General features: G+C 65.5%; 17 protein-coding genes. 2 read left to right on the top strand and 15 right to left on the bottom strand.

Features of this window, described 5'->3' with window-relative positions:
- Nucleotides 1-6: 6 nt before the first annotated feature.
- The 6 genes from AB4Z42_RS01025 to adh all read right to left on the bottom strand — a co-directional run bounded on the left by AB4Z42_RS01025 (nt 7) and on the right by adh (nt 4,514).
- On the bottom strand, nt 7-315 hold the full coding sequence (locus tag AB4Z42_RS01025) for a hypothetical protein (RefSeq protein ID WP_442007271.1): 309 nt from the start codon (nt 313-315) through the stop codon (nt 7-9).
- Complete coding sequence (lpdA, locus tag AB4Z42_RS01020) at nt 276-1,676, bottom strand: dihydrolipoyl dehydrogenase (protein ID WP_442007270.1); 1,401 nt, start codon at nt 1,674-1,676, stop codon at nt 276-278. Before lpdA ends, AB4Z42_RS01025 begins: the two co-directional genes overlap by 40 nt.
- Nucleotides 1,677-1,685: 9 nt before the next feature.
- Nucleotides 1,686-2,162 (bottom strand): hypothetical protein, encoded by a 477-nt coding sequence (locus AB4Z42_RS01015; protein ID WP_442007269.1) that lies wholly within the window; start codon nt 2,160-2,162, stop codon nt 1,686-1,688.
- Nucleotide 2,163: 1 nt separating this feature from the next.
- Nucleotides 2,164-2,442, bottom strand: a complete 279-nt coding sequence (locus AB4Z42_RS01010; protein ID WP_442007268.1) for a putative holin — start codon at nt 2,440-2,442, stop codon at nt 2,164-2,166.
- 99 nt (nt 2,443-2,541) lie between these two features.
- Complete coding sequence (locus AB4Z42_RS01005; RefSeq protein ID WP_442008066.1) at nt 2,542-2,982, bottom strand: DUF779 domain-containing protein; 441 nt, start codon at nt 2,980-2,982, stop codon at nt 2,542-2,544.
- Entirely contained in the window at nt 2,979-4,514 is a 1,536-nt protein-coding gene (gene adh, locus AB4Z42_RS01000; protein WP_442007267.1) for an aldehyde dehydrogenase, read from the bottom strand. Before adh ends, AB4Z42_RS01005 begins: the two co-directional genes overlap by 4 nt.
- A gap of 77 nt (nt 4,515-4,591) precedes the next feature.
- Between adh and AB4Z42_RS00995 the strand changes: the two genes are divergently transcribed.
- Nucleotides 4,592-6,589: a prolyl oligopeptidase family serine peptidase gene (locus AB4Z42_RS00995; protein ID WP_442007266.1), complete on the top strand. Its 1,998-nt coding sequence runs from the start codon at nt 4,592-4,594 to the stop codon at nt 6,587-6,589.
- On the opposite strand, the gene AB4Z42_RS00990 is transcribed toward AB4Z42_RS00995, so the two are convergent.
- Nucleotides 6,582-7,853, bottom strand: a complete 1,272-nt coding sequence (locus tag AB4Z42_RS00990) for a Dyp-type peroxidase (protein ID WP_442007265.1) — start codon at nt 7,851-7,853, stop codon at nt 6,582-6,584. The two genes, AB4Z42_RS00995 and AB4Z42_RS00990, sit on opposite strands and share 8 nt — an antisense overlap.
- Entirely contained in the window at nt 7,850-8,779 is a 930-nt protein-coding gene (locus AB4Z42_RS00985; protein WP_442007264.1) for an EfeM/EfeO family lipoprotein, read from the bottom strand. Before AB4Z42_RS00985 ends, AB4Z42_RS00990 begins: the two co-directional genes overlap by 4 nt.
- Nucleotides 8,780-8,877: 98 nt before the next feature.
- On the opposite strand from AB4Z42_RS00985, the gene AB4Z42_RS00980 reads away from it, so the two are divergent.
- A complete protein-coding gene (locus tag AB4Z42_RS00980) occupies nt 8,878-9,774 on the top strand; it encodes a crotonase/enoyl-CoA hydratase family protein (protein WP_442007263.1) in 897 nt (298 codons plus the stop codon).
- Here the strand turns inward: AB4Z42_RS00980 and AB4Z42_RS00975 are convergent.
- The 7 genes from AB4Z42_RS00975 to AB4Z42_RS00945 form a co-directional block, all read right to left on the bottom strand.
- Entirely contained in the window at nt 9,771-10,754 is a 984-nt protein-coding gene (locus tag AB4Z42_RS00975) for a DUF2889 domain-containing protein (protein ID WP_442007262.1), read from the bottom strand. The genes AB4Z42_RS00980 and AB4Z42_RS00975 overlap by 4 nt on opposite strands.
- Nucleotides 10,755-10,785: 31 nt before the next feature.
- Entirely contained in the window at nt 10,786-11,640 is an 855-nt protein-coding gene (locus AB4Z42_RS00970; protein ID WP_442007261.1) for a hypothetical protein, read from the bottom strand.
- Nucleotides 11,641-11,668: 28 nt separating this feature from the next.
- Nucleotides 11,669-12,526: a polyphosphate kinase 2 gene (gene ppk2 / locus AB4Z42_RS00965; RefSeq protein WP_442007260.1), complete on the bottom strand. Its 858-nt coding sequence runs from the start codon at nt 12,524-12,526 to the stop codon at nt 11,669-11,671.
- Between the two features lie 71 nt (nt 12,527-12,597).
- Nucleotides 12,598-14,124, bottom strand: coding sequence for an aldehyde dehydrogenase family protein (locus tag AB4Z42_RS00960; protein ID WP_442007259.1), 1,527 nt, complete (start codon nt 14,122-14,124; stop codon nt 12,598-12,600).
- 10 nt (nt 14,125-14,134) lie between these two features.
- A complete protein-coding gene (locus tag AB4Z42_RS00955; RefSeq protein ID WP_442007258.1) occupies nt 14,135-14,704 on the bottom strand; it encodes a phosphoesterase PA-phosphatase in 570 nt (189 codons plus the stop codon).
- On the bottom strand, nt 14,701-15,216 hold the full coding sequence (locus tag AB4Z42_RS00950) for a mycothiol transferase (protein WP_442007257.1): 516 nt from the start codon (nt 15,214-15,216) through the stop codon (nt 14,701-14,703). The genes AB4Z42_RS00955 and AB4Z42_RS00950 overlap by 4 nt, the downstream gene beginning before the upstream one ends.
- Nucleotides 15,217-15,234: 18 nt before the next feature.
- Nucleotides 15,235-15,624 (bottom strand): VOC family protein, encoded by a 390-nt coding sequence (locus tag AB4Z42_RS00945; protein ID WP_442007256.1) that lies wholly within the window; start codon nt 15,622-15,624, stop codon nt 15,235-15,237.
- Nucleotides 15,625-15,637: the final 13 nt, after the last annotated feature.

The following is a 15,637-nucleotide window of genomic DNA, read 5'->3' as shown; positions in this document are numbered from 1 at the left end:
GGCCGACTATAGGTACGTCACACCGAGGACCACCAGCGAGAGAAGTACCGGTGAGGCGGGCAGCGCCCACAGGAACGCCGCCCACAGGTCGGACTTCCTTCGGTATGCGCGCCAGCCGAGCGTGCCGACGATGGCGCCGAGTACGAAGGACACCACCGCCACCACAAGGACCCAGGTGCTGATCGTCGACGTGCTCGTCGCAGCCGTGATCCCGGCCAGCCACAGGATGTGGCCGAGCACCAACCCGCCGATCCCGGCGACCCAGATCGCGGCTCTCAAAAGTTGATCATGTGGCCGGCCAAGCCGTGGAAGCATTCCTGCAGGGCTTCCGACAGCGTCGGGTGGGTGTGCACGTTGCGGGCCAATTCGTTGACGGTCAGATCCCACTTCTGCGCCAGCGTCAGCTCCGGCAGCAGTTCGGAGACGTCATGCCCGATCAGGTGCCCGCCGAGCAGCTCGCCGTACTTCGCGTCGGCGATCAGTTTGACGAAGCCGCTCGGGTCACCGAGCCCGTGCGCCTTGGCGTTGGCGGTGAGCGGGAACTTGGCGACCTTGACGTCGTAGCCCTCGTCGCGGGCCTGCTCCTCGGTCAGCCCGAAGCTGGCGACCTGCGGCTGACAGAAGGTGGCACGCGGCATCATCCGGTAGTCGCCGAGCGCCAAAGTCTCTGCGCCCGCGATGGTTTCGGCTGCCACAACGCCCTGCGCCTCGGCGACGTGGGCCAGCTGCAGCAGCCCGGTGACATCGCCGATCGCATAGATGTGCGGCACATTGGTGCGCATGTAGTCGTCGATGCCGATCGCCTTGCGGTCGGTAAGCTTCACGCCGGCAACGTCAAGGCCGTATCCCTCGACGTTAGGTGCGAAGCCGATGGCCTGAAGAACCTTGTCGGCCTTCAGCTCTTCGCTCTTACCGTCCTTGCTGACGGTGACCAGGACGGAGCCATCGCCCCCTTCGTCTTTGATGGACTCCACCTTGGTGCCGGTGAGGATCTTCACGCCGAGCTTCTTGAACTGCTTCTCGATCTCCTTGGACACCTCGGCGTCCTCGTTCGGCAGCGCCCGCGGCAGGAACTCGACGATCGTGACGTCGACGCCGAAGTTGCGCAGCACGTACCCGAACTCCATGCCGATCGCTCCGGCACCGGCGATGACGATCGAACCCGGCAGCTCACGGGAGAGGATCTGCTTCTCGTAGGTGACGACGTTCTCCGACAGCGATGTGCCCGGCACCAACCGGGTGCTGGCACCGGTCGCGATGATGCAGTTGTCGAAGGTGACCGTCTCGGTGCCGCCCTCATTGAGGTCGACCTCCAGCGTGTTGGCGTCGGAGAACTTTCCGTAGCCGTGGATCTCGGTGATCTTGTTCTTCTTCATCAGGAAGTGCACACCGGCGACGCGGCCGTCGGCGACCTTGCGGCTGCGGTCGAACGCCACCCCGTAGTCCATGGTGGCTTCACCGTTGATGCCAAAGGTCTTGGCTTCCTTGGTGATGATGTGGGAGAGCTCGGCGTTGCGCAGCAGCGACTTGGACGGGATACAGCCGACGTTGAGGCATACACCGCCCCAGTACTTCGGTTCGACGACTGCGGTGTTCAGTCCGAGTTGGGCGGCGCGGATGGCCGCGACGTATCCGCCGGGGCCTGCTCCGAGAACGACGACGTCATAGTGGGTCACACCTCAACTCTAGTAAGGAATCAACCCCACAAAGCATCGAGTGGCCCATTCGCAGAAGTAGAGACCGTGCAGCACCGCGGCACCTGCGGTCGCGGCCAGGGGCGCCGACGTGAACGCGATGGCCACAGCGGACGCGACGGGCCTGTTGGGCACCATCGCGACGAGTAGGCCCACGACGGTGCACAGGATCAGGAAGACGAGCACGACGAACACCGGCGCGGTCTTGTCGATCGAGTGGTACCACCAGTGGTAGAGCCCCCATCCCGCCGCGGCCGCGATCGCCCAGACGCAGCCGACGACAAGGGCGAAGTGCCAGCGCTTGATGTACTGGTAGTCACCCGCTACCACCACCGAGCGGGCAGGCAACGGCAACGGCCCCGACGGGTTCTCGTCGAGTCCGTTGCTTGGGTCGGGTTGCGCTTCGAATTCGCCGGTATCCCAGGTCGGGGTGAACTCCTGGGTGTCGACGAGCAGGTCGCGGTCCACGTCAGGCTCCGTTCACCGACTGAATCGCGACCAGCACACCGAACCAGCCGGGCGCGACGGCGATGATGAATGCGCCGACCGCGGTCAACCAGCGCCGGCGCGACAGCAGGATCGTCAGCATTCCGATCGCACCGGGCACGCCGACGACGAGCGCAATCACCACATCGGGCCGAATCTTGGCGCTGACCAGCAAGGCCAGCCCGATCCCGAGGAGGAGCCCGACCGCCGTGCCGATCAGTAGTGCACTGGTCAGCAACCGCGGGCGCGGCAGCGGTATCACCCTTCGAGGTTAACGCCGGGAAAACGCTAGGCCCTTGAGGCACGCCCAGGAATCGGGCACGCGTCGACGCCTTCGGCCACGATGTGGCTGCTCCCCTAACTACGTTGTGGGCCCAGAGGCCTGAGGTCTCACACCTTGCGCAAAGTCGGCACCGGTCACCGGCGGCGACTGTTCCAACGCCGCGTTCTCGTCGTCATTGAATGCGCGGCCGCGCGACAGGAAGCGCATCCCTTCGGGGGCTTCGACGCTGAACCCGCCGCCGCGGCCGGGCACCACGTCGATGACCAGTTGTGTGTGCTTCCACGCCTCGAACTGCGGCCCAGAGATCCATACCGGCACCCCGTCACCGACGTCGAAGATCGCCAGCAGGATGTCGCGGTCGCCGACGATGAAGTCGCCGTCGGGGTAACACATCGGCGACGACCCATCGCAGCATCCGCCGGACTGGTGGAACATCAGCGCGCCGTGCCGGTTCTGCAGTTTGGCCAGCAGATCGGCGGCGGCCGCCGTGATCAACGCCCGCGCGGGAGCGCTCGTCAGAAGAACCCCTGCGCCTTGTTCGAGTACGACACCAGCAGGTTCTTGGTCTGCTGGTAGTGGTCGAGCATCATCTTGTGGTTCTCCCGGCCGATGCCAGACTGCTTGTAGCCACCGAACGCCGCATGCGCCGGATACGCGTGATAGCAGTTGGTCCACACCCGGCCGGCCTTGATGTCGCGACCGGCCCGGTAGGCGACGTTGCCGTCGCGCGACCACACGCCCGCACCGAGTCCGTACAGCGTGTCGTTGGCGATGCTGATGGCGTCGTCGTAGTCGGAGAACGACGTCACCGCGACGACGGGTCCGAAGATCTCCTCCTGGAAGATCCGCATCTTGTTGTTGCCCTCGAAGATCGTGGGCTGCACGTAGTAACCGCCATTGAGGTCCCCGCCGAGTTCGGCGCGCTCCCCGCCCGCAATGACCCTCGCGCCTTCGTCCTTGCCGACCTCGATGTAGGACAGCACCTTCTCCAGCTGGTCGTTGGACGCCTGCGAGCCGATCATCGTCTCGGTGTCGAGCGGGTCGCCCTGGCGCACGGCCTTGGTCCGGATCGCCGCGAGTTCGAGGAACTCGTCGTAGATATCGGCCTGGATCAGGCTGCGCGACGGGCAGGTGCACACCTCGCCCTGGTTGAGGGCGAACATCGTGAAGCCCTCCAGCGCCTTGTCCTGGAAGTCGTCAGCCCCCACTTTCGGGCTGGCCATCACATCGGAGAAGAAGATGTTCGGGCTCTTGCCGCCGAGTTCCAGCGTGACGGGGATCAGGTTCTGCGACGCGTACTGCATGATCAGCCGGCCGGTGGTCGTCTCACCGGTGAACGCGATCTTCGCGATGCGATTGCTCGACGCCAGCGGTTTACCCGCCTCGAACCCGAATCCGTTGACGACGTTGAGCACTCCTGCAGGCAAGAGGTCGCCGATCAGGCTCATCAGATACAGGATCGATGCCGGCGTCTGCTCGGCCGGCTTGAGGACGACCGCGTTACCTGCCGCCAGCGCGGGCGCCAGCTTCCACGTGGCCATCAGGATCGGGAAGTTCCACGGAATGATCTGGCCGACCACGCCGAGCGGTTCGTGGAAGTGATACGCGACGGTGTCGTCGTCGATCTGGCTCAGCGAGCCCTCCTGCGCACGAATTGCGCCGGCGAAGTACCGGAAGTGATCGACCGCCAGCGGTAGGTCGGCGTTGAGCGTCTCGCGGATCGGCTTGCCGTTGTCCCACGCCTCCGCCAGTGCCAGTGATTCGAGATTGGTCTCGATGCGGTCGGCGATCTTGTTGAGGATGTTCGCGCGCTCACCGGCGGCCGTCTTGCCCCACGCGGTCGCGGCGCCGTGCGCGGCGTCGAGCGCCTTCTCGATGTCCGCCTCGGTGGACCGCGGGATCTCACAGAACGGTTGGCCGGTCACCGGCGTCGGGTTCTCGAAGTACTCACCGGACGCCGGCGGCACCCATTCCCCACCGATGAAGTTGCCGTAGCGGGACTCGTAGGCCATCAAGGCATCTGCGGAACCAGGGCGTGCATAGACAGTCATCAGCGACTCCCTCTCTGAGCGCGGGAACGAATGGGTGTAACGGGGCTCACACTACGCCCGGCAGCGACAATGGGTTTGTGGCACAAGACCCCTATCTATGGCTCGAGGACATCACCGGCGACGACGCGCTGGACTGGGTGCGCAAGCACAACGAGCCGACCCTGGCCGAGTTCGGCGGCGAGCGCTTCGAGCAGATGCGCACCGAGGCGCTGGAGATACTCGACACCGACGCGCGGATTCCCTATGTGCGCCGGCGCGGCGAGTACCTCTACAACTTCTGGCGCGATGGGGCCAATCCGCGTGGGCTGTGGCGGCGCACCACACTGGAGCGATACCGAACTGACGAACCCGACTGGGACGTGATCCTGGACCTCGACGCGCTCGCCGACGCCGAGGATGAGAACTGGGTGTGGGCCGGCGCCGACGTCCTCGAACCCGACCACTCCCTCGCTCTGCTCGAGTTGTCCCGCGGTGGCGCCGACGCAACCGTGGTCCGCGAATTCGATATGGCGAAAAGGCAATTCGTCGCCGACGGGTTCGAGCTACCGGAAGCGAAGTCGAGTGTCACGTGGCAGGATCGCGACACCGTCCTGGTGGGCACCGAATTCGGACCGGGTTCGATGACGGACTCCGGCTATCCGCGGATCGTCAAACGGTGGCTGCGCGGTCAACCCCTCGGAGAGGCACGCACCCTGTTCGAGGGCGAGTCCTCTGATGTCAGCGTCGGCGGTGGCTACGATCCGACGCCGGGCTTCGAGCGCCTGCTGATCACAAGGTCTTTCGACTTCTTCAACCGCGACCGCTACGAATTACGCGGCGATGCCCTGATCCCCATCGACGTGCCCACCGACGCGGGTATGTCGGTGCATCGCGAATGGCTGCTGATCCGGCCGCGATCCGAATGGACCGTCGGTGGCCGCACCTACCGTCCCGGCTCTCTGCTGGCGGTCCGCTATGACGAATTTCTCTCCGGGGCGGGCGAACTGGCTGTCGTGTTCGAGCCGGACGAACATTCAAGTCTGGAGAACTACGCGTGGACGCGGGAGCACCTGGTGCTCACCACGCTTGTCGACGTGTCCAGCCACGTGGAACTGGTGACGCCTGCAACGTGGGAACGGTCGGCGATCACCGGCATACCGCCGAATACCAACACGGTGCTGGTGGACGTCGACGAATATGGCGACGAGATGTTCCTGGATTCAAGCGGTTTCGACACGCCATCGCAGCTGCTGTGGGGTCGCGCGGGTACCGAGATGACGTGCGTCAAAAGTGCGCCCGCGTTCTTCGACGCATCCGACATCGAGGTGACTCAGCACTTCGTGGCCTCGGCCGACGGCACTGAGATCCCGTACTTCGTTGTGGGCCATCGCAGTTCGACCGGCCCCGGGCCGACGCTGCTTGGCGGGTACGGCGGGTTCGAGGTCGCCAACACGCCGGGTTACGCCGGCGTGCTCGGCCGGTTGTGGCTCGCGCGCGGCGGCACTTACGTGCTCGCCAACATCCGCGGCGGCGGCGAGTACGGACCGACATGGCACACCCAGGCGATGCGCGAGAACAGACACCTGGTGTACGAGGACTTCGCCGCGGTGGCATCCGATCTCGTCGAGCGAGGCATCACCACGGTCGAGGGTCTCGGCGCCCAAGGTGGCAGCAACGGCGGCCTGCTGATGGGCGTCATGCTGACGCGGTACCCCGAACTGTTCGGTGCGCTGGTGTGCAGTGTGCCCCTGCTGGACATGCGCCGGTTCCACCTGCTGCTCGCCGGCGCCTCGTGGATGGCCGAGTACGGCGACCCGGACGACCCCGACGACTGGGCCTTCATCTCCGAATACTCGCCCTACCAGAACATCTCCGCCGACCGTCGCTATCCGCCGGTGCTGATCACCACGTCAACCCGGGATGACCGGGTCCACCCGGGCCATGCCAGGAAGATGACCGCGGCGCTGGAGGAACTGGGACATCCGGTGCAGTACTACGAGAACATCGAAGGCGGCCACGCCGGCGCTGCCGACAACGCCCAGACGGCGTTCAAATCGGCGCTGATCTACAGCTATCTGTGGACGATGCTCACTTGACCAACTGATCGCCGAGGAAGCGATCCGGGCCCGTGACGCCCGGCAGGATGAAGAAGAAGCCACCGCCCACCGGCATGATGTATTCCTCCAGTGGCTCACCCTTGAGCCGACGCTGCACGGTGAGAAAGCCCTTCTCGAGGCTGCGTTGATAGGCGACGAACGCCAGCCCTTGGTCGAGTCTGCCTGCGCCGTCGAATCCGCGTGAGTAGTTGAAACCGCGTCGCAGAATGCGGTTTTCGTCCGTCTCGGGCGTGCGCGGGTTCGCCAGTCGGATGTGCGCATCAAGCGGGATCCGCTTACCGTCGGGGTCCGAGGGATAGTCGGGATCGGTGAACTCCCCCGTCAGGCCCAGCGGCGCGCCGCTGACCTTGGCGCGCCCGATGAGCTGCTCCTGCTCGATGAGCCGGGTGCGGTCCCAGAACTCGACGAAATTCCGGATGATGCGGATGGCCTGATACGAACCGCCGACCGCCCACTCGGGTTCGCCGTCCCCGGCATTGACCCAGACGTGACGATCCATCAGCGCTGCGTCGTCGACGTCCAGATTGGCCGTACCATCCTTGAACCCCAACAGGTTTCGAGGAGTAACCGCTTCCGACGCCTGGCCCGCGCCGATCCCGCGCGCGTAACCGTCGATCATCCACCGCAGAACCAGATCGCTTCGCGTCCGCCTCATCACCTGGCGCAGTGCGAACTGGACGGTGTCGTTGTGTCCGGCCTCGAAGATGACTGAGATGTCGCCGTGCGAAATCTTGGGGTCCAGCTTGTCGTTGGCCAGGAACGGCATCGTCTCGAGTTCCTTGGGCTTGCGTTGCGCAAGGCCGAACCGGTCGTCGAACAAGGATGCCCCGACACCGACGACGATCGAAAGGTTGTCTGCGGGCGGCTTTTCACCGAGGATGCCGGAGTCGACGGGTGGGTAGGCCCCATCCCGCGTTTCCGGCGGCTTGCCTGCCATCAGCCCGCGGATCTCTTCGGTCAACTCTTTGAGCGCCGTCGTCAGCCCGTCGCGGTCCTTCGACAGGACGTTGAACGAGGCGACCATGCCCTGCTCGGGTATCGGCAGCGAGGTGACACCTGTCTGATGCTCACCCTCGAAGGCAACGAACTTTTCCGCCCTCTCGGGCGCGGGACCCCGATGGTGTCCGGAGTTCGTCAACGCGTACGTAGCACCGGCGCCGACCGCGGCTCCGGCGCCTGCGCCCAGGGCACCCGTGACGAACCCTCGTCGCGAGATGCCCTGGCGCGGCGGCTGTTCGGTCACGAAAGCTTCAGGACGCCCGCGATCTGCGACACGTTCTCCGACAGGCCGGCCAGTTGCGCCTTGAGCTTGTCGATGGTCGCCGGGTCAACGGTCACACCGGTGCACCGCGGCGACGGATAGGGGTCGTTCTCGGTGCAGTAGAGCACCCAGCCGTCGCCCTTCTTGAGCGGCGCCAGCGTGGCGTTGATGTCGGCGAAGCCGGCGTCGATCTTGCCCAGCAGCTCCGGATCAGCCTTCTCCAGAGCCGGCTTCAGCTTGTCGACTGCGGCCTGCGAACCCTGCAGGTTGGCGTCGAAGTCCCACAGGTCGGTCTTGGAGTAGCGATCCTCCTCGCCGGTGATCTTGCCCTCGGAGACCTCTTCGATCAGATCCGCAGCGCCACTCGCCACATCGATGGGCTTCACCTCGACCGAGGGGAACTGCTCCTTGAGGGATGCGATGTCCTTGTCGAGTTGATCAGCGAACGGTGCGCCGCCCTCGGTGGTGTTCTTCTCGAACAGCAGGTATTCGAGGCGGTGCCAGCCGGTGAACGCCGGATCGTCGACATTCTCGAAATCGTCGACGCGGGAGTCGACCTTGCCGTCGATCTCCTCGACCAGGCCGGCCAGTGGCTCGATCCGCTCCCACGGGACACGGGACGGCTCGTACGCCGCCTGCGCGGCCTGCAGATCGTTGGCCCGCACTGCGTCGGTCAACACCTTGACTCTGGCGACGAGATCGTCGATCTGGCCGATCGCATAGGTCGTGTAATCCTCCGCGGCCTGCTGGGCCAGCGGGTCGGGAGCTGCAGCCGCGGCGCTCGAAGAGGTTGCTGATCCACTGGCGGACGACGCCTCTTCGGAACCGCCGGATTTGTCACTGGAGCAGCCCGCGAGGATCAGGCTCGCGGCTGCGATCGGCACCGACAAGGCGAAAAATCGATTCATTTGCACCCTCTAAGTTAGGAGAGGCAAAACATAGCATTGGCGCTGGCCGCAGGGTAGGCACACCTTAGTTTTTGGTTCCCTCTGCCAGACTTCGAGCTATGCCGACGTTCGAAACCCTCCTGTACAAGACCGCACCGCCGGTCGCCACGATCACCCTGAATCGGCCCGACCATCTCAACACCATCGTTCCGCCCATGCCCGACGAGATCGAGAAGGCCATCGGACTGGCCGAGCGCGACCCAGCGATGAAGGTGATCGTGCTGCGCGGCGCCGGACGCGCGTTCTCCGGTGGTTACGACTTCGGCGGCGGCTTCGCTCACTGGGGCGACGCGATGAACACCGACGGTCGCTGGGATCCGGGCAAGGACTTCGTGATGACGACGGCGCGCGAGACGAGTCCCAGCCAGAAGTTCATGGCGATATGGCGGGCATCCAAACCCGTCATCGCCCAGGTGCATGGCTGGTGCGTCGGCGGCGCCAGTGACTATGCGTTGTGCGCCGACATCATCATCGCCAGCGACGACGCCGTCATCGGCACCCCGTACGCCCGCATGTGGGGCGCATACCTCACCGGCATGTGGATCTACCGGCTCGGCCTGGCGAAGGTCAAATGGCACTCGCTGACCGGTGAACCGCTCACCGGAAAGGAGGCCGCCGCAATCGAACTCATCAACGAGTCGGTGCCGTTCGAAAACCTCGAAGCGCGCGTGGCCGAGATCGCGGACAAGCTCGCCCGGATCCCGCTCTCACAACTCCAGGCGCAGAAGCTGATCGTCAACCAGGCCTACGAGAACATGGGCCTGGCGTCCACCCAGACGCTCGGCTCCATCCTCGACGGGTTGATGCGGAACACCCCCGATGCGCTCTCCTTCATCGAAACCGCTGGATCACAAGGGGTTCGGACGGCCGTCGAGCAGCGCGACGGACCGTGGGGCGACTACAGCCAGGCGCCGCCAGACCGCAGGCCCGACCCCTCGCACATCATCGAGCCCTAGCTTCCGGCGCGAAGGTCGAGGAGCGCACCGAGGTCGGCGACGGCGCGCAGCGTGTCGTTGAGATGTGTGCAGGTGGTGGTGCCGACGAACTCACCGCGGATGCGTTCCCGCAACTCCGACAGCGACATTCCGCGAACGCGCGCCGCACTGCCGATCGCGCCGGGGCATTCCTGCCACGGCAGCACCCGCACATCGGCCGTGATCGACGTGATGGTTCGCGTCGACGTGTCCACCGAGCCGCCGACGGTGTACTCGTGCACGATCGTCTCGATGCCGTCGCCGTCGACGTGCGAATCCCGGAAATGGGCATCAAAGCCGGCCGACGTGGCCAGCGCAACGGCCGGATGCAGGTCCAGCCTGCGGAATCGGCGCATCCCGTGTGCACGCAACGGTTCGACCGCGTGCAACCCGTCCAGCGGCGGTGCCACCGGCCCATGTACGGAGGGAATGGTGTCGTTGCGCCGCGCATAGCCGACGAGCGAAGCCTCCGGCGCGAACCCGGCGCAGATACCCGCCATGTGGTCGGCCGTACCGGCGGGCAACTTCTCCTCGACGCCGAGGGTGATCGCCGCGTGCTGCACCGAGTAGCCGGATACCAGTGCCGCACCGACCCAGTCGTCGAGCAGGAGATAGAGCAGGCTGGCGCGCTGAGCCTCACCGGGAAGGAGTTTGGCCACCGTCGAGCGGAACCCGGGACCGACCCGCACACCACTCAGCCGCTCGAGGCGCCCGTCGACCGGGGTGGAGCTGATCTCGTCGATCACGCGTTGCGACAGGTGCGCCCGAACCCGGATCTCGCCGAGGACGTCGACCGAACTCTCCCCCGCCACCACATCGCGCGCCCGCAGCTCGACATCGGAATCGCCGGTCCCTGCCGGATACGTGTCGATGGTGCTGGTTCGGCGAAGCGAGCCGGTGACCAGCGTCGCCGGCGCACCGACGGGCTGCTGTGGGCCCACGATGTCCGAGACGAATGGCATGGCGCAACGGTACTCGGGTCGCCGCGGGCGCCTATTCGCGCCGGCGCAGACCGCCGAGCAGCGATATCGCGACCGCGAACACCACGAGCACACCGCCTGCGGCGAGGGTGAGGTTGCACCAGTGGTGCATGCTCGCGTCGGCCTGGCCGACCATGACCTCGGCGACCTGCCGGATGTCGCCGACCGTCTGGTTCAGTGCGTAGTTGACGTAGCTCCGCGACACCTCGAGCGCCGCCCACCCGCCGGCACCGATCAGCAGCGCCGAAACTCCCAGTGCTGCAAGCGCTTTACCCCGCGATCGAGCCGCGGCCAGCATCAGCAGCGCGGCTATGCCCGCCAGTATCGTGGACCCGACACTCACCCACGGCCCCCAGGTCGACAACATCTTCAACTGGCCGGGCCGCAGCGCCGAGGACTCGGGTACCGCGATCGGCACCTCCAGCGTCTGCGGAACGTCGAGGTCGAGATCGCCGAGTGTCTGCTTGATCGACGGATCGTTGAGCATCGGCGCGATGTCGACGAGCCAGCGGCCACCCGAACCGTCCTCGTGCTGAACCGAGTCGGTGAACATCCAGCGATGCGCGATCCGGTTGGCCTGCGCGAACTGCCCGGGGAATCCGTCGTTGGTCGTGTAGGCCGTGACGACGCCGGACACCAGGTCCCTGTTCAGGGTGCCGTATCCGTTGCTCGCGGCGAACGCGATGATCTGCGTCGTCAACTCCGACGCCATGGCCCGCTGCAGTTTCGGATCGTGCGCCGCAGCCGTCGCCAGCGCGGCGTAGCCGTCCTCGCTCACCACAGTCCGCTGCGCCCACATCGTCGGGACCGCCACGGCGAGCAGAACGGTCGTGACGAGCCACAGGAACGCCGTCACGACGAACCGCACGCGTCCTCCCTAACGGGACGCGCTGCGATCAATCCGCAAGGGCACGTCCCACGATGAGGGGGTCGGGCCTGCCGACCACCTCGTGGTCCTTGTTGTCGTAGTCGAACTTACTCAATACGTGGCGCATGGCATTGACGCGTGCACGCTTCTTGTCGTTGCTCTTGACGACGGTCCACGGCGCGACCTCGGTGTCCGTCCACGCGAACATGTCTTCCTTGGCCGCGGTGTAGTCATCCCATTTGTCCAGCGAGGCAAGGTCGGTCGGCGACAGCTTCCACTGCCGGACCGGGTCGACCTGGCGGATCGTGAACCGGGTGCGCTGCTCGGAGGACGTCACGGAGAACCACAGCTTGGTCAGGCTGATGCCGTCGTTGACCAGCATCTGCTCGAACAGCGGCGCCTGGCGGATGAACTCGGCGTGCTGCTTGGCATTGCAGAACCCCATCACCCGTTCCACGCCGGCGCGGTTGTACCAGGAGCGGTCGAACATCACGATCTCGCCAGCGTTGGGCAGGTGCTGCACATAGCGCTGGAAGTACCACTGGGTGCGTTCCTTCTCGGTGGGCTTCTCCAGCGCCACCACCCGGGCACCGCGCGGGTTCAGATGCTCCGTGAACCGCTTGATCGTGCCGCCCTTGCCCGCCGCGTCGCGGCCCTCGAACACGATGACGTGCCGGTGCCCGTGAGCCTGGCTCCACTTCTGGAGCTTCAGCAGTTCGATCTGAAGGAGCCGCTTCTGCTCCTCGTACTCTTCGCGCGACATCCGCCTGTCGTACGGATAGTTCTCCCGCCACGTGTCGACGACCTCTCCGCTGGGCTGAAGGATCAGCTCGGGGTCGTCGTCATCGTCATCGCGCACGGTGTAGCCCGTTGAATCCAGAATCACCGGCAGAAAGTATCTACCCACGCGTAAGCAAGGGTGACGAGAAGATGAACGGCCGATGGCGCCCGGTGATGCTATTTGGCGGTGCGCTTGGGCCGGATCAGTGCGAACTTCGTCATCATCGTGTTCATCCGCTTGAGCGCCCGTAGCGAGTTGTTGTAGTAGTTGCCGCCGGCACCCACATTGGTTCGGGGAGCGATGACTGCTTCCTGACGGCAGAACTTGCGCAGACCGTCGGCGCCGCCGAAGCGGGCTCCAATTCCCGAGGTCTTCCATCCGCCCATCGGCGCAGTGGTGCACATCAGGTTCGAGATGACGTCGTTGATGTTGACTGCGCCACAATCCAGCTCCACCGCAACGTCTTTCGCACGCTCGATATCCTTCGAGAACACCGATGCGCTGAGGCCGTACGGGCTGTCGTTCGACAGTCGCACCGCTTCGGCGACGGTGGACACCTTCATGATGGGCAGCGTTGGGCCGAACGTCTCCTCGGTCATGGCGTCCATCGTGTGGTCGACGTCGACGAGCACCGTCGGCTCATAGAAGCTGCCGGGTCCGGCTGCGCGCTTGCCGCCGGTGAGCACCTTTGCGCCCTTGGCGACGGCGTCGGCGACATGACGCTCGGTCACGGTGAGTTGGGATTCGTCGATCAGCGCGCCGAAATCGTGCCCGTCGCCGGCCCCCATCTTCAGATTCTTGACGTCACGCACGACGGCGGCGACGAACTCCTCGTAGACCGAGTCGAGCACGTACACCCGCTCGACGGACACGCACGTCTGCCCGGCATTGAAGAACGCGCCCCAGACCGCCGCGTGCGCGGCCAGGTCGACGTCAGCGTCCTCGAGCACGATCATCGGGTCCTTGCCACCGAGTTCCAGGCTGATCGGGGTGAGCTTGCGGGCGGCGCGTTCGGCCACCTTCGCGCCCGTGGCGGACGAGCCGGTGAACTGGATGTAGTCGGCGTTGTCGACCACGGCCTCGACGGCGTCCCTCGCCCCCTGAACAATCGCCATGACCTCGGGGGCACCCGAGTCGGTCCAGCCGCGCAACAGCAGCTCTGCGGTCAGCGGGGTGCGCTCCGAGGGTTTGAGCAGGACCGCGCAGCCCGCCGCCAACGCGGCGATGCCGTCCATCAGAAGGTTGGCGACGGGGTAGTTCCACGGCGCGACGATGGCGACGACCGGGCGCGGCCGGTAATGCACCGCCACCTTCTTGATGTTCAGGAATGGCAGCGACGCAGGCCGGGTCTCGGGCGCGAGCGCCTTCTCCATGGTCTTGATGTAATACGAGGCGATCATGATCAGCAACGGCACCTCTTGGGCGGCGTCGGTCGCCGACTTGCCGGTCTCCTTGATCAGAAGCTCTTCGATTTCGTCGCGGTGCTCGCCCATCCACACGGCGAAACGGGCCAGCACCTTGGCGCGGCCCTTCGCGCCGCGGGCCTCCCACTCGCGCTGCGCACGACGCAGGCCCGCGGCGATGCGCGGCACGTCGGCGGGGTCGGTCCACCGCACGGTCCCGGCTACGGCGCCGGTCGCGGGATTGCGGACGGTGGTGGCTTGCGATTCCGGGGGTAGATCAACATCTGGCGTCGCGGTCATGACCTCTATGCTAGCTACCGCGTGTGACGTGGATCGCAGCGGGGTTGACACGTGTCAAGTCATGCCGGGCGATGAGCGCCGCGACGCACACGATCGTCGTACCCAACAGCATTCCGCCCACTGTGTCGGTGAAGTAGTGGAACGTCGATCCCACACCAAGCATGGCGAGCGCGACGTACGCGACCCCGATGAGCAACGCCCACAGCGCAACACCTGCGACCAGGACGAAGAAACCCAGCACGACCGTCGTCAGCGTGATGTGGCCACTCGGGTAGGCCAGACCGTCGTCCACCGCGCGCCCGAACAACGGCTTGATGAACTGCACCAGCCAATACGCGGCCGGCGGGCACACCACAGCGAGCGCCGCAAACAGCCACCACCGTCGAAACAGGGCCACGCCCACCACCGTGAGCCCGATCGCAGCGAGCGCCAGCGGGTTCGCGAGATAGGTCAGAAACCGGACAGGGGTGTGGCCGAACCTGTCGAACCAGTCGTCGAGAGGGGTGGAACTCTTGCCCACCACCAGTCCGAGCAGGATCATCGCGGCCAACCCGATCGGCGGCCACCACCACCGAATCACACGATGCCGCGCACGTAGGCCGCCTGCCCCAGGTGCTGAGCACTGTCATCGACGATGCTCACCAAGCGCACGCCTGCCGTCACCGGCGGATCCCAGTTGTCGTCGACGACGCGGTCCAGCTCTTCGGGCGTGACCGAGGCGAGGTATTCGAGCGTCGCCTTGTGTACGGCGAAGTAGTAGCCGGCCAGCAGGTCTGCCGACGCGCGCACCTTGTCAACCTCGTCGGGGCCGTCGCCGTAACCCATCGCATCGCGCGGCAGGTCGAGGCCGAACCGGTCGACCCAGCCGTCGGAGAACCACACCTGTTCGGTGCCAGCGATGCCCGCCAGCTGGAGGTCGTGCTGACGTGCGCTGTGCCAGATCAACCACGAGATGCTGTTCGCATTCGCGGTCGGCCTGAAGAACGCCACCTCGTCCGTCAGTCCGTCGGTCAGCCCCTCGACATGCTCGATCAGCCGGGTGAAGGAGTCCCGAAGCAGTGCGCGCACCGCCGTCGCATCAGAGGTAGCCATGCCCTGACCGTACCCAGTTCAGCCATTCGGCTGTGCGCCGTGGAACACCGCTTCGATGTTGTTGCCGTCGGGGTCGCGTACGAAAGCGCCGAAGTAGCCGGGGTGATACTCCGGCCACAGCCGGGGCTCATGCAGCGATTCGGCGCCCGCCTCGACCGCAGCATCGTAAAACGCCTGCACGGCGTCGGTGTCGGCGGCCTGGAACGCGAAGTGCACCTCACGGTTGGGCCCGCCCGCCTCGCCGGCGGCCATATCGGCGATCCAGAAGTCGGGCTTGCCTGCCGTGCCGTAACCGATGGCTACCTCAAAGTCCATTTGGCGGGTGTATCCGAGCGCCCCGAGGACTTTGTCGTAGAAGGCTTTGGATTCATCCCAGTTCGCACAGTTGATTCCGAAGTGGTCAATCACCCGGCCATCGTAG

The organism is Mycobacterium sp. 2YAF39, assembly GCF_052114565.1.
Lineage (GTDB): Bacteria > Actinomycetota > Actinomycetes > Mycobacteriales > Mycobacteriaceae > Mycobacterium.
This window is presented reverse-complemented; position numbering and strand designations above follow the sequence as displayed.